This window comes from Sphingopyxis sp. USTB-05 (assembly GCF_023822045.1).
GTDB lineage: Bacteria > Pseudomonadota > Alphaproteobacteria > Sphingomonadales > Sphingomonadaceae > Sphingopyxis.
In genome coordinates this window covers 3,224,484-3,243,094 of record NZ_CP084712.1, presented here as the reverse complement: position 1 = coordinate 3,243,094, position 18,611 = coordinate 3,224,484, and the positions used below count along the sequence as shown (strand labels likewise).

The 18,611-nt window shown below is 64.7% G+C and carries 16 protein-coding genes; 14 read left to right on the top strand and 2 right to left on the bottom strand.

Annotated features, from left to right (window positions below):
• The first annotated feature begins 103 nt into the window (after positions 1–103).
• The 7 genes from KEC45_RS15085 to KEC45_RS15055 all read left to right on the top strand — a co-directional run bounded on the left by KEC45_RS15085 (position 104) and on the right by KEC45_RS15055 (position 9,000).
• Positions 104–2,443, top strand: coding sequence for a glycerol-3-phosphate 1-O-acyltransferase (locus KEC45_RS15085; RefSeq protein ID WP_062177202.1), 2,340 nt, complete (start codon positions 104–106; stop codon positions 2,441–2,443).
• Positions 2,444–4,012, top strand: a complete 1,569-nt coding sequence (locus KEC45_RS15080; RefSeq protein ID WP_062177204.1) for a wax ester/triacylglycerol synthase family O-acyltransferase — start codon at positions 2,444–2,446, stop codon at positions 4,010–4,012.
• A gap of 24 nt (positions 4,013–4,036) precedes the next feature.
• Positions 4,037–5,485: a DUF3336 domain-containing protein gene (locus KEC45_RS15075; protein ID WP_062177205.1), complete on the top strand. Its 1,449-nt coding sequence runs from the start codon at positions 4,037–4,039 to the stop codon at positions 5,483–5,485.
• 130 nt (positions 5,486–5,615) lie between these two features.
• Positions 5,616–6,476: an alpha/beta hydrolase gene (locus tag KEC45_RS15070; protein WP_062177207.1), complete on the top strand. Its 861-nt coding sequence runs from the start codon at positions 5,616–5,618 to the stop codon at positions 6,474–6,476.
• Positions 6,473–7,405, top strand: a complete 933-nt coding sequence (locus tag KEC45_RS15065; protein WP_062177209.1) for an alpha/beta fold hydrolase — start codon at positions 6,473–6,475, stop codon at positions 7,403–7,405. The genes KEC45_RS15070 and KEC45_RS15065 overlap by 4 nt, the downstream gene beginning before the upstream one ends.
• 39 nt (positions 7,406–7,444) lie before the next feature.
• The gene (locus KEC45_RS15060; protein WP_062177212.1) at positions 7,445–8,446 is read left to right on the top strand and encodes an NAD(P)H-dependent glycerol-3-phosphate dehydrogenase; all 1,002 of its coding nucleotides are present in this window, start codon (positions 7,445–7,447) and stop codon (positions 8,444–8,446) included.
• A 215-nt stretch (positions 8,447–8,661) separates the two neighbouring features.
• The gene (locus KEC45_RS15055) at positions 8,662–9,000 is read left to right on the top strand and encodes a hypothetical protein (protein ID WP_062177213.1); all 339 of its coding nucleotides are present in this window, start codon (positions 8,662–8,664) and stop codon (positions 8,998–9,000) included.
• A gap of 78 nt (positions 9,001–9,078) precedes the next feature.
• Here the strand turns inward: KEC45_RS15055 and KEC45_RS15050 are convergent, their stop codons facing one another.
• Positions 9,079–9,708: a TlpA disulfide reductase family protein gene (locus KEC45_RS15050; RefSeq protein WP_062183435.1), complete on the bottom strand. Its 630-nt coding sequence runs from the start codon at positions 9,706–9,708 to the stop codon at positions 9,079–9,081.
• Between KEC45_RS15050 and argH the strand changes: the two genes are divergently transcribed.
• The 6 genes from argH (at position 9,707) to KEC45_RS15020 (ending at position 15,336) form a co-directional block, all read left to right on the top strand.
• Positions 9,707–11,083, top strand: coding sequence for an argininosuccinate lyase (gene argH / locus KEC45_RS15045; RefSeq protein WP_062177216.1), 1,377 nt, complete (start codon positions 9,707–9,709; stop codon positions 11,081–11,083). The two genes, KEC45_RS15050 and argH, sit on opposite strands and share 2 nt — an antisense overlap.
• Positions 11,083–11,334: a hypothetical protein gene (locus KEC45_RS15040; RefSeq protein ID WP_062177219.1), complete on the top strand. Its 252-nt coding sequence runs from the start codon at positions 11,083–11,085 to the stop codon at positions 11,332–11,334. Before argH ends, KEC45_RS15040 begins: the two co-directional genes overlap by 1 nt.
• A gap of 134 nt (positions 11,335–11,468) precedes the next feature.
• The gene (gene lysA, locus KEC45_RS15035) at positions 11,469–12,728 is read left to right on the top strand and encodes a diaminopimelate decarboxylase (protein WP_062177222.1); all 1,260 of its coding nucleotides are present in this window, start codon (positions 11,469–11,471) and stop codon (positions 12,726–12,728) included.
• 61 nt (positions 12,729–12,789) lie between these two features.
• Positions 12,790–13,323, top strand: coding sequence for a GNAT family N-acetyltransferase (locus KEC45_RS15030; RefSeq protein WP_062177225.1), 534 nt, complete (start codon positions 12,790–12,792; stop codon positions 13,321–13,323).
• Between the two features lie 70 nt (positions 13,324–13,393).
• A complete protein-coding gene (locus KEC45_RS15025) occupies positions 13,394–14,164 on the top strand; it encodes a bifunctional precorrin-2 dehydrogenase/sirohydrochlorin ferrochelatase (RefSeq protein WP_062177228.1) in 771 nt (256 codons plus the stop codon).
• On the top strand, positions 14,161–15,336 hold the full coding sequence (locus KEC45_RS15020; protein ID WP_062177230.1) for an aminotransferase: 1,176 nt from the start codon (positions 14,161–14,163) through the stop codon (positions 15,334–15,336). Before KEC45_RS15025 ends, KEC45_RS15020 begins: the two co-directional genes overlap by 4 nt.
• 9 nt (positions 15,337–15,345) lie before the next feature.
• Here the strand turns inward: KEC45_RS15020 and KEC45_RS15015 are convergent, their stop codons facing one another.
• Complete coding sequence (locus KEC45_RS15015) at positions 15,346–16,296, bottom strand: beta-propeller fold lactonase family protein (protein ID WP_062177233.1); 951 nt, start codon at positions 16,294–16,296, stop codon at positions 15,346–15,348.
• Positions 16,297–16,724: 428 nt separating this feature from the next.
• Between KEC45_RS15015 and lepA the strand changes: the two genes are divergently transcribed.
• Entirely contained in the window at positions 16,725–18,548 is a 1,824-nt protein-coding gene (lepA, locus tag KEC45_RS15010) for a translation elongation factor 4 (protein ID WP_062177237.1), read from the top strand.
• The last annotated feature ends 63 nt before the right edge of the window (positions 18,549–18,611 follow it).

Below are 18,611 nucleotides of genomic sequence, written 5' to 3'. Positions count from 1 at the left end.
GTTTCACCTCGTCATTGCGAGCGAAGCGAAGCAACCCAGGGCGGCTTACGCGACACTGGATTGCCGCGTCGCTTCGCTCCTCGCAATGACGGCGGTCTAAACCGTGGCGGACGGAACGCCCCGCACCCCTATCGTGGCGGAGCAGGCGGCCGACCGGCTTTATATCATCGACGCGCGCAACGGGGTCGAGCGGCGCCTGCTCCTCGACTGGATCCATTCGACGAGCGGCGATGACGAACCGGCCTGGGCAAGTCTCGATATCGAGGATGGCGACCATGCGCTGCCCGTCGACGTGCTTCAGACGCGGCTTGGCGGTGCACCGTCGCGGCTGGTGGTGCCCCTGCGCGTCGCTTGGCGCATCCCCGGGTTCGACAGGGACCGCGCGCTCAAATTCCGCCACCTGATCTTCGGCGATCCGCGTCATCCGGGCCCGCTCCGGTCCCGGCTGATTCTGCTCCGCGATCGCCGCCGGGCGCAGATATTGGTCGGCGAGGCGGCGACGCTCGACACGCTCCGCGACCGCTTTTGCGCGCAAACGGGCGGCGGCGACGGCGAGGGCGCGGACAGCCCGGAATTCGCGGGCTTCGTCGCGCGGCAGGCGGCGCTTGCGCTCGACGTTGCGGAGCGCGGCATTCGGGGGACGCGTTACAAGGTGCCGCGCTTCGTCGCCGATGGCCTGCGCACCAGTCCCAAATTCCGCGCCGCGCTCGCCGATCTGGCGGAGAAGACGGGCCGCCCGGTCGGCGATCTCTATCGCGAGGCACGGCCGCTGATGAAGGAAGTCATCGCGCGGCCGTCGGCGCTCTTCCTCGACCTTCGCGCGCGGCTCGATCGCATGATGTTCGGCGGATATGCGCCTGAAATGGAAATCGACGCGGCGGAGCTCGCGAAGCTGCGGGGCATCCTGCGCGAGCATCCCACCGCGATTCTCTTCACGCACAAAACCTATATCGACGGCGCGACGCCCAGCCGGCTGACATATGAGAACGACATGCCGATGCTGCACAGCTTCGGCGGCGCCAATCTCGACTTCGCTGTGATGGGCGAATTCTTCCGCCGATCGGGGATGATTTTCATCCGGCGCAGCTTTCAGGATCAGCCGGTCTATAAGCTTGTGCTGCGTCATTATATCGCGTGGCTGCTCGCCAAGCGTTTCCCCCTGAGCTGGGCGTTCGAGGGAACGCGATCGCGGCTCGGCAAGCTGATGCCGCCCAAATATGGGCTGATGAAATATGTCCTCGACGCGGCACATGCGACGGGCACGCGCGATGTGCATTTCGTTCCCTTCGTCACCAGCTTCGACCTGATCCGCGATGTCGAGGAATATGCGGCCGAACAGACGGGGCGGAACAAGAAGCCCGAAAGCCTGTCATGGTTTATTGGCTATATGAAAAGCCTGAAGGAACCATCGGGCCGCATCCGCCTGGACATCGGCAATCCCGTGGTGATCGACGAAGCGCCGGCCCCCGACGACAGGCGCGCGCTCGAGAAGATCGCCTTTGCGGTCGCAGTCGAGGCGAACCGCGTCACCCCGCTCACCGTCACCTCGGTCATGTGCCTGATCCTGCTCGGCATGGCGCCGCGGGGGGCAACTGCCGCGGAACTTCTCGGCGCGATCGGCGCGGTGACCGACTGGGCGCGTGCACGCGATATCCGTCTCAGCCGCGAACTGGAGAGCGGCGACGACGGCGCGCTGTCGGCAACCGTCGATACGCTGGTCGAGAGCGGCCTGCTGACGCGTTACGAGGCGGGCAGCGAGAATGTCTATTCGATCGACCCCGCCAAACATCCGATGGCAAGCTATTACCGCAACATCATCGCGCATCATTTCCTCGACCGTGCGATGATCGAACTCGCCCTGTTCGAACTGCGCGATGGCGACAGCGGCGATGCGACGGCTGCCTTCTGGGCGAAGATCGACCGCCTTCGCGATCTGTTCAAATTCGAATTCTTCTACCCGCCCCGCGACGAACATCGCGCCGCGTTGGAGGCCGAACTTGCCCGCATCGACCCGGTGTGGGACCGCCGGCTTGCGAGCGGCGACCGCGGTGTCGCGCAGCTTCTACGCCGTTGTCAGCCCGTCGTCGGTCACGCGATCCTGCTGCCCTTCGCCGAGGCCTATTCGGTCGTCGCCGAACAGCTTGCGCGGGCGAATCCCGGCGATGCGGTCGACGAAAAGGCGCTGCTCGACGCGGCGCTGGTCGAGGGGCGGCAGGCCTGGCTGCTCCGCCGTATCAGCAGCGAGGCGGCGATCGGAAAATTGCTCTTTGCCAACGGCCTGTCGCTGATGCGCCACATGGGGCTCGCGGAAGAGGCGACGCCGGTGAATCTCGCGGCGCGCCGCGCGCTGCTGATGGAACTGCGCGGCCTCGCCAACGTCATGGAGACGATGCGGCTTTCGACCGTCGCGCTCGCCGACCGCTTGCCGGGTTCAGGAGGATAAATGCTCAAACAGCTTAGCGCGCAGGACGCCCAGTTCCTCTACACGCAGACCGCGAACAATCTGACGCACATCATGGGGGTCTATATCTATGACCCCTCGACCGCGCCGGGCGGTTTCGTGCGCTTCAAGGACATCATCCGCCACGTCGAAAGCCGAGTCGACACCTCGCCACTGTTCAAGCGGCGGTTGCATCGCCTGCCGTTCGACATGGACCATCCCTATTGGGTCGAGGACGAGCATTTCGACATCGAGGCGCATATGAGCCACGCGCGCCTGCCCGAACCCGGCGACTGGCGGCAATTCTGCATCGCGGTCGCGCGCTGGTTCTCAAAGCCGATGGATATGAATCGCCCGCTCTGGGACATTTATATCATCGAGGGGCTCGACCGCATTCCGGGCATCCCGAAGGGCAGCTTCGCGATGCTCCACCGCGTTCATCATGCAGCGGTCGACGGCGCGTCGGGGGCGCACGCCTTTATCGCGATGAGCGACATCGATGCAAAGGGCACGCCCGCGATACCCGAACCGCCGCCGGTCGAGGAATTGGGCAAGGCACCGTCGAGCACCGAAACCCTCTCGCGCGCCTGGTCGGCATCGATGCAGTCGCCGGTCAAGTTCATGAACGCGCTCATGAAGATGTCGCCCGCGATCATCTCTTCGGCGCGGAAGTCGATTTCCGAGGGCGGCATGACCGCTGGAGTCCCCGAAACGCGCTTCAACGTGGCCGTCGGCCCGCACAAGATGTTCGACGCGACGACGGTCGCGCTGACCGACGTGGCGGAAATACGCAAGAAAGTGCTCGGTGCGACGGTCAATGACGTGGTGCTGACCACCGTCGGCGGCGCGCTGCGCAAATATCTTCAGAAGCATAAGGAACTGCCGAACGAGAGCCTTGTCGCGGTCGCGCCGATCAATCTGCGCGGAAAGGGCGGAAAGGCATCGACCCCGGGCAATCAGGTGTCGGCGATGAGCGTCCCGATCCGCACCGACATCGCGGGACCGCTCGAACGGCTCGCGGCGATCCGCGACTATACGGTCGAGGCGAAGGAGGCGAAGGCCGGGGTCAGCGCGCGGATCATGACCGACCTGTCGCAGCATATTCCGGGCGCCACGATGGCGGCGGTTGCCCGGCTCGTGACCAGCGAGCGTTTCGCGGTGCGCGGCACCAACCTCTTCATCTCGAATGTCCCCGGCGCGCAGGTGCCGCTCTATCTGGCCGGTGCTCAGTTGGTGCAGCAGCATGGCATGGCACCGCTCGCGAACAATATGGGGCTGTTCGTTGCGACCCCAAGCTATAACGGCCGGATCGCCTTCTCGATCATCGGCGAACGCTCGATCATGCCCGACATCGCCTTTTTCCGCGAATGCATCGACGAAAGTTTCGCCGACCTGATGGCCGCGACGCCGAAACCCGAAAAGCCGAAAGCCGCTACGGCAAAGCCGAAAGCGGCGCCCAAACCCGCCCCCAAATCCAGGGCAAAGCCAAAGGCGACGGCCCAAACTGCGACAAAAGCCAGGGTGAAACCGGTTGCTAAAGCGAACGCAACCGGCAAGACTCGGAAAAAATAAACCATGCTCTCGCAGGATTACCGAATGCTTTTCACCCCGACGCTCAGCGCCGATCGCGATCTTGTGACCGCAACCGATTATGCCGCCTGGTCGAAAGCGGCGCAGGAACATGACCGCAAATCGGGGATGTCGGCATGGCGCGCCGCCGATGAGAGCAAGCATTTCGATTATAAGGCGATCCGCGCGCGGCTGGAAAAGCTGCGCAAGCTATCCGCCGCGGGTGACGTCAAGGGGCTGCTCTTTGTCCTGAACGAGGGCATTCACGGCAATATCGACGGCATGGGACACGAACGGCTGTACCAGAAGGCGCGTTTCGGCACGAAAAAGCTGATCGAGGATTATGTCGCGGAGGTCGTCGCCTCGCTCGACAAGATTGCTGCCGCGCGCAGCATCGGCCGCGACGAGAAGCGCGATTTCTTCCGCCGTGCGCAACATTGCTATGGCCGCTCGGCGCTGCTGCTCTCCGGCTCGGGCAGCTTCCTCTTCTTCCATATCGGTGTCGTAAAGGCCTTGTGGGAAGAGGGTGTGTTGCCCGCGATCATGTCGGGCGCGAGCGGCGGGTCGATCGTCGCCGCAGTCGTCTGCACGCGCAAAAATGCCGACATCGGTGCTTTCCTGGAAAGCGAACGCCTCGCCAATCCCGACCGCGATCCGGAGGGGCGGCGTCTTGCACCCGACGAGGTCCGCGCGCGGCTCGCCGACCTGATCCCCGACCTCACCTTTCAGGAGGCCTATGAGGTCAGCGGGCGGCACCTCAACGTTTCGGTCGCGCCCGCCGAAAAGCATCAGAACGGCCGGCTGCTGAATGCGATCACCGCGCCGAACGTGTTGATCCGCGAGGCGGTGCTCGCTTCGTGCGCGGTGCCGGGAGTCTTCCCGCCGGTGATGCTGATGGCGCGTGACGATGCGGGCAACCGCGTACCCTATCAGCCCGATCGGCGCTGGGTCGATGGTTCGGTGACGCACGACATTCCGACCAAGCGGCTCGAACGACTCTATGGGGTCAATCACCATATCGTCAGCCAGGCGAACCCGATCGCGCTGCCGTTCGCGACCGACACGCGTAAGCAGATGGCGCCGATCGAGGCGATTCAGCACGCGTCGATGACGACCTTCCGGGCGTGGCTCAACGCAAATATGGTGATCTTCCAGAAGCCGCTCGAATGGGTGCCGCCGCTCAACAGCATCGCCAACATGGCGCGTTCGGTGATCAATCAGGAATATACCGGCGACATCAACATCATCCGCCCGCCCAAATTCTGGTCGCCGACCAAGATTTTGAGCGATCTGGGACAGGAAGATATCGACGAACTGATCGATACGGGTGAGCGCACCGCTTGGCCGAAGGTCGAAATGGTGCGTACCCAGACCGCAATCAGCCGCGCGCTCGAAGCCATATTGGCGAAGATCGACAAGGCGGGTGACGACGGCCCCGGCCACCGCAGCGCCGCGCTGCAAAAGGCGGTTCGCTAGATGCGTCGAGACTTTGAACTGCCCTTTTGCCCGTTCGTGCTGAGCTTGTCGAAGCACCGTATTTCCTTTGGCGACGCTGAAAGAAAGAACGGCCCCTCGACAAGCTCAGGGCGAACGGTTGGGATTTGATATGACAAGCGGAGCGGTGATCCTGCCGGCCGAATCCGCGGGTGCGGGCGCAAAGCTTCACGTCACCCACTGGCTGCCCGAGGGGCGCCCGCGCGCGGTGGTCTTGCTTGCGCACGGTTATGCCGAGCATGCCGGGCGCTATGAATATGTGGCAAAGCGCCTGACCGACGCGGGCTATGCAATCTATGCGGTCGACCATTGGGGTCACGGCAATTCGGACGGCGACGGCGGTTTCGTCCCGCGCTTTTCTGCCTTTCTCGACGGCATGACCGAACTTCTGACGCTCGTCGAGATCAATCATGGCGATACGCCGCGCCTGTTGCTCGGCCACAGCATGGGCGGACTGATCGCGACTTTGTTCCTCGTCGAACGGCAGCAGGCGTTTCTCGCCGCCGCCGTTTCGGGACCCGCAATTCTGCCCGCCGAACCGCCGTCGCGCTTCACTGTCTGGATCAGCCGTTTCCTTGCGCGCTTCTTCCCGCGCCTCGGCGTGCTGTCGCTCGATGCAAACGGCGTCAGCCGCGATCCGCTGGTCGTTGAGGCCTATAAGGCCGACCCGCTCGTCTACACCGGCAAGATCGGCGCGCGGCTCGGCAAGGAATTCATGGATGCAATGGCGGTCGCGCAGGCCGATGCGCCGAAGATACGCCTGCCGATCCTGATCCAGCATGGCGAGGCCGACCGCCTCACCGCGCCTGCTGGGTCGCGCTATCTGTTCGATAATGTGGCATCGAAGGACAAGCGCCTCGAAATCTATCCCGGCTTGTTCCACGAAATCTACAATGAGCCCGAACGCGACGCGGTGCTCGATGATCTGATCGGATGGTTCGACGCGCATGTGAAGGGACCGGCTGCGGCATGAAAATCCTGCTGGTCCTAATTTTCGCGCCGCTCATCACGCTCGCGCTCCTCTATTTCCTCTTTCCCGAACAGCTTGTGCAACTGATGCGCTGGCTGATGCGCAGACGCGCACGGTTGGTGCGCAAAACGGTGACGGTGGGCGGTCGTAACTGGCCCTATCTAGAGGGCGGCGATCCGTCGAAGCCGACGCTTGTGATGGTCCATGGCTTCGGTGCGGACAAGGATCACTGGACCTTTTATGCGCCGTGGATGACGCGCGACTATCATCTGATCGCGCCCGACCTGCCGGGTTTTGGCGAGAATGACCGCGACCGCGAACTGCCCTTCGACGTGACCAGCCAGGCGCGGCGGCTCAAGGATTTTCTGGACGCACTGGGTATCGAGCGCCCGCATCTTGGCGGCAACAGCATGGGCGGCTGGATCGCGCTGCGCTTTGCGATCGATTATCCGGGCAGCTTGCGCACATTGACGCTGATGAACAATGCCGGGATTATCGGCGCCGACGAAAGCGAGCTACAGAAGCTGGCGGCGGGGCGCGACTATAATCCGCTCGTGCTCGCCAATCTGGAGGATGCCGACCGCCTGATCGCCTTCGTCGTCCGCAAGCCGACGCATGTGCCGGCGCGGCTCAAGCCCGTCATCTATGCCGATGCGCTGAAACACCGCGACCTGCTCGACCAGATTTTCTGGATCATCGCCGACGAGATGGAGCAGAAGCCGCTCAACGACCAGCTTGGCGGTGTGAAGGTGCCGACGCTGATCATCTGGGGCCGCCACGACAAGCTGATCGATGTGAGCTGCGTCGCGGTGCTCGAAGCTGGTATCGTGGGCAGTAAGTCGCATATCTTCGAACATGTCGCGCATGTGCCGATGATCGAGGATCCCAAGGCGACCGCAGAGGTACAGCGCGAGTTTCTTGCCAAGCATTGAAACTGCCGTCAGTCTCTCTTCGAAAACAGGGAGGGCGGGATGCGGTTGAAAGTGGGGCTGCTCGGCGGGGGTAGCTGGGGAACGACGGTTGCGTCGGTGGTGTCGCGCAACGCGCCGATCACGCTTTGGGCGCGCGATGCCGAGACGGTCGATGGCATCAACAGCGATAATGAGAACCGCCGATATCTGCCCGGCATCAAGCTGCCCTCGGCGCTCCGTGCGACCGCGGACATGGCGGAGGTCGTCGCGGGCGCCGATGTGCTGGTCATGGGGGTCCCCTCGCACAGCTTTCGCAGCGTTCTAGAGGAAGCGCGCAACCACCTGCGCCCGTGGGTTCCGGTAATCAGCCTGACCAAAGGGCTCGAACTTTCTTCGGGCAAGCGCATGACCGAGCTGATCGAGGAGGTCCTTCCGGGCCACCCCGTCGGCGTTCTGACCGGCCCGAACCTCGCGCGCGAAATCATGACGGGGCAGGCGGCGGCTAGCGTGCTTTCGATGGAGGATGAGATCGTCGTGCGCGCGCTCCAGCCCGTGTTCCACTCGGGGCTGTTCCGCGTCTACACCAACACCGACCTTCTCGGCTGCGAACTCGGCGGAGTGCTCAAGAATATCATCGCGATCGCGGTCGGCATGGGCGACGGCCTCGGCGCGGGCGACAATACGCGTTCGGCGCTGATGACGCGCGGGCTCTCCGAAATCACCCGGCTCGGCGTCGCGATGGGCGGGCGGGCGGAAACCTTTGCGGGGCTCACCGGCATGGGCGACCTGATCGCGACATGCACCAGCCCCTTGTCGCGCAACCGCCATGTCGGCGTCGAACTCGGCAAGGGGCGGCCGATCGACGAGATTATCGCGGGCATGAACATGGTCGCCGAGGGCGTGAAGAGCGCGCCGACCGTGATTGCGCTTGCCGAACGTTACGGCCTCGACATGCCGATTGCGCGCGACGTCTATGACGTGACGCAGGGAAAACGCAGCGCGCAGGACGTGTTTCGCGGCCTGCTGAAATCCAGCGTCGGCGACGAATCGCATCCCGGCTAAGCTTATCCCTGTCATTGCGAGGAGCCGAAGGCGACGCGGCAATCCAGAGCGTGCAAGCCCGCCACTGGATTGCTTCGCTTCGCTCGCAATGACGAGAATCTACGATTCCACCGTCAGACGTGCCGAATCTCCGTTAAGCCGGGAATAAAAGGGCGGTCTGCTTCGTTGACTCACCTGACCGGCTCGCTAGCGGGCCGGCAATCAGGAGATGGACGATGAAAAAATGGACCACCCTCGCTATTCTCGTGGCTCTCCCCGCCACAGCCGCCGTCGCTGCCGTGCCCTATGGCTCGATGCCGCCGGGCTTTGAGGCGCCGCATATCCGCACTACCCCGATTGCGGGCGTCGTGAACCAATATTGGTATAATTACAAAGCCGACATTCTGGAGGCGGAGAAGGAATTGCGGAGCGACCTTCGCCACTCCACCGACCGCGAAGACCGCTGGGATGCGTGGGACGAGTGGGAGAATGAAATCGTCGATGCCGACAAGGATTATGTGAAGGAAATGCGCAAGAAGGGCTATCGCAGCGGCCGCGTGACGGTCGGCGGCTAAGCTCGATCAAGTTCCCCGGAGCCTTGCTCTGGGTCGCAGGGAAGGGTGGGTGTCATGGGGCACCCGCCCTTTCTTGTATCAGCGGCTTGCCTCGGCCAGCAGCGCTTGCGCTTCCTTGCCCTGCCAGTCGATGGCGCCGACAACGCGCCATATTTCGCGACCTTCGGCATCGTAATAGATGCTGGTCGGCAGCGCGCTGCTCGCGGCGTCGAGCAGGCCGTTCTCGGGATCGACATAGGGTTGCAGCGCCTTCAAGCCGGCTTTCTGGAACCAGGGATCGACCACCTCGGCGCCTTTCAGATCCTGCGCCACCGCGATCACGGTCATGCGATCGCCGCTTTTCGCCGCGAGCGCGTCGAGCGTCGGCATCTCGGCGACGCACGGCGCGCACCATGTCGCCCACAGATTGACGAGCAGCGGTTTGCCGCGAAAGTCGGCGAGCGTGACGGGCGCATCGTCGGGGCCGCGAAAGCCGACCGTCGGTGCCGCCTTGCCCTTGCCCGTGCGCTCGACCTGATGTTGAAAATGGCCGACGCCGCCATCCTTCGCTTGGCCGGGCGAAATATTTGCTTGGCCGTCTGCGGCTTGCTCGCCCGGCGGCTTTTCCCTATCGCAGCCCGCGATTGATCCGGCCAGAAATATGGCGAGGATCGCAAGAGACGGATTTGGGACGCGGCGGATGGCGAATACTCCGGATAGCAACAGCATGTGGGGCGGCCGCTTCGGTGGCGGACCCGCGGCGATCATGCAAGAGATTAACGCATCGATTCCCGTCGACAAGCGCCTGTGGGAAGAAGATATCGCGGCCAGCCGCGCGCATGCGACGATGCTCGGCGCCGCGGGAATTATCGCGGCCGAGGATGCGGTGGTGATCGACCGCGGGCTGGCGCAGATCGCCGACGAGTTCGCCGCGAACGGTGTGCCCGTCGACCTCAGCCTCGAAGACATCCACATGACCGTCGAATCGCGGCTCAAGGAACTGGTCGGCGAAGCCGCCGGCCGCCTCCACACCGCGCGCTCGCGCAACGACCAGGTCGCGACCGATTTCCGTCTGTGGACGCGCACCGCGTGCGAGCGCATCGACGCGGGGTTGCAGGCGATCCAGACCGCGCTGCTGACGCGCGCCGACGAACATGCGGGCAGCATCATGCCCGGCTTCACGCATTTGCAGGTCGCGCAGCCGGTGACGCTCGGCCATCATCTGCTCGCCTATGTCGAAATGTTCGGCCGCGACCGTTCGCGCTTCGCCGATGCGCGCCGCCGCCTCAACGAATCGCCGCTCGGCGCCGCGGCGCTGGCGGGCACCGGTTTTCCGGTCGATCGCCATGCCACCGCGGCCGCGCTCGGTTTCGATCGCCCGATGGCGAACAGCATCGATGCCGTCTCCGACCGCGACTTCGCGCTCGAATTCTGCGCGTCGGCGTCGATCGCCGCAATCCACCTTTCGCGCCTCGCCGAGGAAATCGTGATCTGGGCCAGCCAGCCCTTCGGTTTCATCAGCCTGCCGGACGCATGGTCGACGGGCAGCTCGATCATGCCGCAAAAGCGCAACCCCGACGCCGCCGAACTGGTGCGCGGGCGCGCGGGCCTGCTGCTCGGCGCGTTCCAGCGGCTCGCCGTGATCGTGAAGGGCCTGCCGCTCACCTATTCGAAGGATCTGCAGGACGACAAGGAAACGGTCTTTGGCGCCTTTGATGCGCTCGCGCTGTCGCTGGCGGCGATGACCGGGATGGTCGAGACGCTGACCTTTCGTACCGACCGCATGCGCGCGCTCGCCGCGTCGGGCTATTCGACCGCGACCGACCTTGCCGACTGGCTGGTGCGCGAGGCGGGCCTCCCGTTCCGCGAGGCGCATCATGTGGTCGGCGCCTGCGTGAAGCGCGCCGAGGAATTGGGCGTCGAACTCTCAGCGCTGCCCGCCGGGGACGCCGCCGCGATCCATGCCGAGGTCACTCCCGAGGTGCTCGCGGCGCTGACCGTCGAGGCATCGGTCGCCAGCCGCACCAGCTATGGCGGCACGGCGCCGGACGGGGTAAGGAAGGCCGTGGCCGCAGCCCGCGCGGCGCTCGAAGGACAAATATGATGGCGACCAAGCGCCTCATCATGACTGTGTTCGCCGCAACCGCGCTGCTCGGCGCGTGCGGCAGCAGGGAAGATCTGAAGCCCGTGGCAGGCCAGCCTGCACCGGTGATTCCCGTCGGCGCCACCAGTGCCCCGACAACGGAGGAGCTTACGACGCCTGACGCGCAGGCCCGGCCAGCGCGCAGCGACGAACTTCTCAAACGATCCGAACAACGCGAAACCGACGATTTTGACTTGCCGCCTCCGGGCTGATTGAAGTCGGGAGCCGCCCTCCATTCCGTTCGTGCTGAGCTTGTCGAAGCACCGTTCGTCTTGAACGTCGGAAAGGGGAAGGACGGCCCTTCGACAAGCTCGGGGCAAACGGCGCATATATTTAGGATCTACTTGTGAATCATTTTGAAATTCGGGACGGCGTGATGCACGCCGAAGATATTCCGCTGCCACGCATTGCCGAAGAAATCGGCACCCCAGTCTATGTCTATTCGCGCGCGACGCTCGAACGTCATGCACAGGCGTTTCGCGACGGGCTGAAGGACGTGCCCAAGAAGCATCTCGCCTTCGCGATCAAGTGCAACCCCAACCTTGGCGTGCTGCGCGTCCTCGCGCGGCAGGGCTATGGCGCTGACGTCGTGTCGGGCGGCGAACTCGAACGCGCGCTCGCGGCGGGTATGGCGGCCGAGGATATCGTCTTTTCGGGCGTCGGCAAGACGCGCGCCGAACTGGCGCAGGGGCTCGACCGCGGTATCGGTCAGTTCAACATCGAGCATGAGCCCGAGGGTGTCGCCCTCGCCGAGATCGCACTCGCAAAGGAAATGACCGCCCCCGCGGTGCTGCGCGTCAATCCCGACGTCGATGCGGGCACGCACGCCAAGATCTCGACCGGCAAGGCCGAAAACAAGTTCGGCGTCGGTATCGACGTCGCACCCGAAATCTTCGGCCGGCTGTCGGCGCTTCCGGGGCTCAATATGCGCGGCATTGCGGTGCATATCGGCAGCCAGCTTACCAGCCTCGAACCGCTCGAAGCGGCGTTCAAGCGTGTGGGCGAACTCGTCGCCGAACTGCGCGCTGCGGGGCACAGCATCACCCATGTCGATCTCGGCGGCGGCCTCGGCGTGCCGTACAAGGCTGACGACAATCCGCCGAGCCCCGCCGAATATGGTGCGATGGTCGCGCGGGTGACAAAGGATTGGGACGTCACTCTGATGTTCGAACCCGGCCGCGTTATCGCGGGCAACACCGGCGTGCTGTTGACCGAGGTTCTCTGGGTCAAGCCCGGCGCGACGAACCCGTTCGTGATCGTCGATGCCGCGATGAACGACCTCGCGCGTCCCGCACTCTACGACGCCTATCACGACTTTGTTGCCGTCAAGCCGACCGGTGAGACGATGACGGCGTCGATCGTCGGCCCGGTGTGCGAGACCGGCGACACCTTCGCGCGCGACCGCGTCACCGACAAGGTCGAACCGGGCGATCTTGCCGTGTTTCGCACCGCGGGCGCCTATGGCGCGACGATGGCGTCGACCTACAACAGCCGCAGCCTGGTGCCCGAGGTGCTCGTCGATGGCGACCGCTATGTCGTCGTCGCCGACCGCATCACCGCGGGCACGATCATGGCCGCCGAGCGCGTGCCCGACTGGATCGACTGAGGCGGGTCTTCGAAGTCCTACCCAGGTTGAAAATATCGGATCGGTCGGCGAGAGTAAGCATATGAGGCCGACCGATCCGATGCAGATCAGCCAGGTGGACGATTTTCCGACCGCCGATTTTGCCGCGTGCGATTTTTCGTTCGACATTTCGCAGGCCATCGCTTTCCCATATGATGACCCGCGGCAGCTCCATCCTGTCTCGCCGCGACGCAAGGATTATAACTGGGATCCTGCCGACTGGGATGGCGTGGCACCGGGGTGCAAGGCGCTCTTCATCGCTCGATCGGGCGATCGGATCCTGGGTTATGCCAGAATGTGCGAATGCTGGAACGGGATGGCGGACCTTGCGGAAATTGCGGTCGACCGCTGGGCGCGGGGACGCGGGGTGGCGGCCGCACTCTTGGCAAGGGTCGAGGTCTGGGCACGTGATACGGGCTTAGAGCTGATCCGTCTGGAAACCCAGTCGAATAACCCGGCGGCTTGCCGTATCTATGCCCGCGCTGGCTACACGCTGGGCGGCTTCGACCAAAAGCTTTACGCGGGCGGGCCCCATGAGGGCGAAGTCGCGCTCTTTTGGTACAAGGATTTGCGGTGAAAGCTGCACGGCTTTCTCGATCCGCGCCAGGCTCGCCGCCCGGGCCGACGAATAATGGCAGGACCGTCTGATGCACCAGTTCCCCGTCTTTCTGAATCTCCGCGGCCGCACGGTCGTGCTGGTCGGGGAGGGGGAGGCTGCCGATGCCAAGGCGCGGCTGATCGCGCGCGCCGGCGGCCGGGTCGTGCCGGAGTGGCGGGAAGACGCCACAATCGCCTTCGTCGCGCTCGACGATGACGCGCAAGCACGCGCCGCCGCGCAGGCGCTCCGCGCGCGCGGGCTGCTCGTCAACGTCGTCGACCGCCCCGACCTTTGCGATTTCACGACGCCCGCGATCGTCGACCGCGCGCCGGTGACGATCGCGATCGGGACGGGCGGCGCGTCGGCGGGTCTCGCAAAGGCTGTTCGCCAGCGGATCGAAGCTTTGCTCCCGGCCCGGCTCGGCGCGCTCGCTTCGGCGCTCCATGCGGCACGCGGCGCCATGAAGGCACGTTGGCCCGCCGCTGCCGACCGCCGCCGCGCGATCGACGCGGCGCTTGCAAGCGGCGGTGCGCTCGACCCGCTCGATCCCGGGGCTGCCGATCGGGTCGAAACCTGGCTGGAGAGCGACGCCTCGATCCAGCCATCGCGCCTCGAAACCGTCCGCCTCGCCAGCGCCGATCCCGACGACCTCACCCTCCGCGCCGCGCGCCTGCTCGGCGAGGCCGACCATATCTTCCACCCGGCGCGCGTTCCCGCCGCCATCCTCGATCGCGCGCGCGCCGATGCGGTGCGCCATGTCGCTGATGCGCCGCCCACCGACGCGCCGGTCGGCCTGTCGATCTGGCTTTTGCTCTCATGAGCTCGGTCCACCCGCTCTATGCCGCGATGGAGCCGACGATCTTCGAGCATATGTCGGGGCTCGCGCGGGCGCATGGCGCGATCAACCTTGGGCAGGGCTTTCCCGACGAGCCGCCGCATCCCGACATGATCGCTGTTGCGGCGCGCGCGCTCGCCGAACAATCGAACCAATATCCCCCCGCCTTCGGCCTGCCCGAACTGCGCGATGCGATCTGCGCCTTCTATGCACGGCGGCAGGGCCTCGCCCTTTCGCGCGAGCAGGTGAACGTAACGTCGGGCGCGACCGAGGCGCTCGCCGCGGCCATCCTCGCGCTGGTCGCGCCGGGCGACGAGGTGATCCTGTTCCAGCCGGCCTATGACAGCTACGCGCCGATGGTCCGCCGCGCGGGCGGCGTGCCCGTGTCGGTCGCGCTCGCGCCGCCCGGCTGGCGTTACGACGCAGCGCGGATCGCCGCCGCGATCACTCCGCGCACGCGTGTGCTGATGTTCAACGACCCGCTCAATCCCTCGGGTACAGTCGCGAGCGAAGCCGAACTCTCGATGCTCGCCGACATCTGTGTGCGGCACGACCTTTCGGCGATCTGCGACGAGGTTTGGGAGGATGTCCGCTTCGACGGCGTGCCGCATCGCTCGCTCATGTCTTTTCCGGGAATGGCCGAACGCACGGTAAAGATCGGATCGGCGGGCAAGATATTCGGTCTGACGGGATGGAAGGCCGGCTGGATGTGCGCCGCACCCACGCTCGCGACGGCACTTGGCCGCGCGCACCAGTTCCTGACCTTTACGACGCCCCCTGCGCTGCAATGGGCGGTGGCGGAGGGGCTGGGCCGGCCCGATAGCTGGTTCGCGCCGCAGCGCGCGCGTTGGGCCGCGTCGCGCCAGCATCTCCGCGACGCGCTCGATGCCGCAGGTTTCGCCGTGCTGCCCAACGCCGCGACCTGGTTCCTGTGCATCGACCTCGCCGCATCGGGGATCGCGCTGTCCGACCGCGAGTTCAGTGAACGCGCGGTGCGCGAAGCCGGGGTCGCCTCGATCCCCGTCTCGGCGCTTTTCGAAGGCGATGGCCCGCGCAATATCCTGCGCCTCTGCTTTGCGAAGGAGGGCGCGATACTCGACGAGGCGGTCGCGCGCCTCGCCGCCTTTCGCGACAAATTGCTGGCCGAAAAGGCCTAGGGTCACGCCCTAGGGCGCGATCGCCAGCCCGTCGCCATTCTTGCCCGCCGCGATCCGGCGCAGCACTTCTCCGCTCGCGACATCGATTTCCGCTACCTTGTCGTGCCCGGTCTCGGCGGCATAAAGCCGCTTCGAATCGGCGCTGAACAACAAGGTGACCTGCCCCTTCGCCTGCTCGCCCGACACTTTGATCGTTTTCAGCGGGGCGCGCGTTTCGGCGTCGAACAGGCTGATCGTACCGCTCGCGATATTGCTCGTTGCGACAAGCTTGCCGTCGGGGCTCGCCAGTACCCGGATCGCGACCGGATCGACGGGCAACTCGGTGATTTTCTTGCCGGTCTTCGTATCCCAGATCGACACGCGCGGCGCATCGAGGTCGCCGACCCACAGTTCGCGCCCGCGCTTCGTCAGCGCCAGCCCCTCGGGCTTGCCGCCGATCGTCAGGTCGCGCAGCTTCTTCGCGGTCTTGAGGTCGAGCACGCTCACCGTCCCTGCCCCAATATTCGCGGTATAGGCCGTGCGATTATCGGGCGCGACGACGATCATATGCGTGCCCTTCTGCCCGGTCGAAATCGACGTCAGCTTGCCATCGGGCGCGACCACGGCGACCGACTCGCTGCCTTCGGTCGTCGCGACCAGCCGCCCGTCCGACAGCCACAGCAGCCCGTGCGGCCGCTGATTGGGGCTAAGGTCGATCGTGCGGACCTTCGTCCGGCTCGCGACATCGAACACATCGACCGTGGTGCTGCCATAGGCGACGACCGCCGCCTGCTTGCCATCGGGCGACACCGCAATCTCGTGCGGCATCTTGCCGGTCGGCAGCCGCGCCAGTTCCTCCCCCGACGCGAGCGCGATGACGCTCAGCGTATCCTCGCCCTTGTTGCCGACGAGCAGCGTCTCCGCAGCGGCGGGCGCAGCAAGCGCAAGGGCATAGAAGGCGGCGGCGATGGTGCGGTGCATGACAGATCTCCCGGTTGCGACGGCGGCACCCTATCCAGCAGAGCACCGCGGACAACCCCGCTTCGACGAGCGACATGACTGCGATTGCAGGTCAACTGAGTAGCATCCCAACGCTTCCTGGCCATGTCGCCGAGCCACAAAATCCCTTTCCTACTTTATTTCGCCATGTCAGCTTCATGTCCGGCTCTTTGAATCTTCGAAATCTGCTGCACCGCCGCTGCGCGAAACATCGCGCTCGCGTGCGATCTTTGCGACCTTTCGCCTGTCGGCGCCGTAGGGAACCTTCGCGACCTTTGCTCCAGCGTGCTTCGCTAACCCGTTGATTTCCGATCTGGGGAAGTGACAAGTCTGACAAGTTAGGCCGGGACTCCGGCAATCGACGCCACTCCCTACTGACAGCGGGGCTTTCGCCTGCTAACGCGCCGCGCATGACCACGCCCTTGTCCCATATCCGCAATTTTTCGATCATCGCGCACATCGATCACGGGAAATCCACGCTCGCCGACCGGTTGATCCAGTTTACCGGGGGGCTGACCGCGCGCGAGATGTCGGCGCAGGTCCTTGATAATATGGACATCGAGAAAGAGCGCGGGATCACGATCAAGGCGCAGACGGTGCGCCTGAAATATAAGGCGCACGACGGCGAGACCTATGAGCTCAACCTCATGGACACGCCCGGCCACGTCGACTTCGCCTATGAAGTGTCGCGGTCGCTCGCGGCGTGCGAGGGAGCGTTGCTTGTCGTCGACGCGGCGCAGGGGGTCGAGGCGCAGACACTCGCGAATGTGTATCAGTCGATCGAGCACGACCATGAGATCGTGCCGGTGATCAACAAGATCGACTTGCCCGCGGCCGACGTCGACAAGGTGAAGGCCGAGATCGAGGACATCATCGGCCTGCCCGCCGACGACGCCGTGCTCGCCTCGGCGAAGTCGGGGATCGGTATCGAGGAATGCCTCGAGGCGATCGTGACCAAGATCCCGCCGCCGAAGGGCGACGCTGCGGCGCCGCTGCTCGCGATGCTTGTCGACAGTTGGTACGACCCCTATCTGGGCGTCGTCATCCTTGTCCGCGTCGTCGATGGCATCCTTAAAAAAGGCCAGCAAATCAAGTTCATGCAGGCGGGCACGAGTCACCTGATCGATCGCGTCGGCTGTTTCACGCCAAAGCGCGAGGAACTGACGGAAATCGGCCCGGGCGAGATCGGGTTCATCACCGCGCAGATCAAGGACGTCGCGCAGGCGCGCGTCGGCGACACCGTGACCGACGCCAAGAAACCCGCCGCGGCGCCGCTGCCGGGGTTCAAGGAAGTCCAGCCGGTCGTCTTCTGCGGCCTGTTTCCGACCGACGCGAACGATTTCGAGAAATTGCGCGAGAGCATCCAGAAGCTCCGCCTCAACGACGCGAGCTTCTCGTTCGAGATGGAAAGCTCGGCCGCGCTCGGCTTCGGTTTCCGGTGCGGCTTCCTGGGCCTCCTTCACCTCGAGATCATCCAGGAGCGGTTGACGCGCGAATATGACCTCGACCTGATCACCACCGCGCCGTCGGTGGTGTACAAGCTGAAGCTCGGCCATACGAAGAATGAGGCGGCGAAGGAGATCGAACTCCACAACCCCGCCGACATGCCCGACCCGAACCGCATCGACGAGATCGAGGAACCGTGGATCGAGGCGGTGATTTACGTGCCGGACGACTATCTCGGCCCGATCCTGAAGCTGTGCCAGGACCGCCGCGGGGTGCAGAAGAACCTGACTTATGTCGGCGGCCGCGCCCAGATCACCTATGAACTGCCGCTCAACGAGGTCGTGTTCGATTTCTATGACCGGCTGAAGAGCATCAGCCGCGGCTATGCGTCGTTCGACTATCACCAGATCGGCCACCGCCCCGGCGACCTCGTCAAGATGAGCATCCTCGTCAACAACGAACCGGTCGACGCGCTGAGCATGATCGTGCATCGCGGATCGGCCGAAACCCGCGGCCGCGGCATGTGCGAGCGGCTGAAGGATCTGATCCCGCGCCACATGTTCAAAATCCCGATCCAGGCCGCGATCGGCGGGAAAGTGATCGCCCGCGAAACCATCGCCGCGCTGCGCAAGGACGTGACCGCGAAATGCTATGGCGGCGACGCGACCCGCAAGAAGAAGCTCCTCGAAAAGCAGAAAGAGGGCAAAAAGCGGATGCGCGAATATGGCAATGTGAACATTCCGCAGGAAGCCTTCATTGCGGCGCTACGGATGGGCGACGACGCCTGATCCGCAGAATGAGCACCCAACGCCACCCCGGTCAGGAGCGGGGTGACGAAGGGGGAGGGGGCG

Excerpts from the sequence above, each read along its gene's own strand:
- KEC45_RS15080 (WP_062177204.1), top strand. The coding sequence starts at position 2,444 with ATGCTCAAACAGCTTAGCGCGCAGGACGCCCAGTTCCTCTACACGCAG.
- KEC45_RS15075 (WP_062177205.1), top strand. The coding sequence starts at position 4,037 with ATGCTTTTCACCCCGACGCTCAGCGCCGATCGCGATCTTGTGACCGCA.
- KEC45_RS15070 (WP_062177207.1), top strand. The coding sequence starts at position 5,616 with ATGACAAGCGGAGCGGTGATCCTGCCGGCCGAATCCGCGGGTGCGGGC.
- KEC45_RS15065 (WP_062177209.1), top strand. The coding sequence starts at position 6,473 with ATGAAAATCCTGCTGGTCCTAATTTTCGCGCCGCTCATCACGCTCGCG.
- KEC45_RS15060 (WP_062177212.1), top strand. The coding sequence starts at position 7,445 with ATGCGGTTGAAAGTGGGGCTGCTCGGCGGGGGTAGCTGGGGAACGACG.
- KEC45_RS15055 (WP_062177213.1), top strand. The coding sequence starts at position 8,662 with ATGAAAAAATGGACCACCCTCGCTATTCTCGTGGCTCTCCCCGCCACA.
- argH (WP_062177216.1), top strand. The coding sequence starts at position 9,707 with ATGTGGGGCGGCCGCTTCGGTGGCGGACCCGCGGCGATCATGCAAGAG.
- KEC45_RS15050 (WP_062183435.1), bottom strand. The coding sequence starts at position 9,708 with ATGCTGTTGCTATCCGGAGTATTCGCCATCCGCCGCGTCCCAAATCCG.
- KEC45_RS15040 (WP_062177219.1), top strand. The coding sequence starts at position 11,083 with ATGGCGACCAAGCGCCTCATCATGACTGTGTTCGCCGCAACCGCGCTG.
- KEC45_RS15030 (WP_062177225.1), top strand. The coding sequence starts at position 12,790 with ATGAGGCCGACCGATCCGATGCAGATCAGCCAGGTGGACGATTTTCCG.
- KEC45_RS15025 (WP_062177228.1), top strand. The coding sequence starts at position 13,394 with ATGCACCAGTTCCCCGTCTTTCTGAATCTCCGCGGCCGCACGGTCGTG.
- KEC45_RS15020 (WP_062177230.1), top strand. The coding sequence starts at position 14,161 with ATGAGCTCGGTCCACCCGCTCTATGCCGCGATGGAGCCGACGATCTTC.
- KEC45_RS15015 (WP_062177233.1), bottom strand. The coding sequence starts at position 16,296 with ATGCACCGCACCATCGCCGCCGCCTTCTATGCCCTTGCGCTTGCTGCG.
- lepA (WP_062177237.1), top strand. The coding sequence starts at position 16,725 with ATGACCACGCCCTTGTCCCATATCCGCAATTTTTCGATCATCGCGCAC.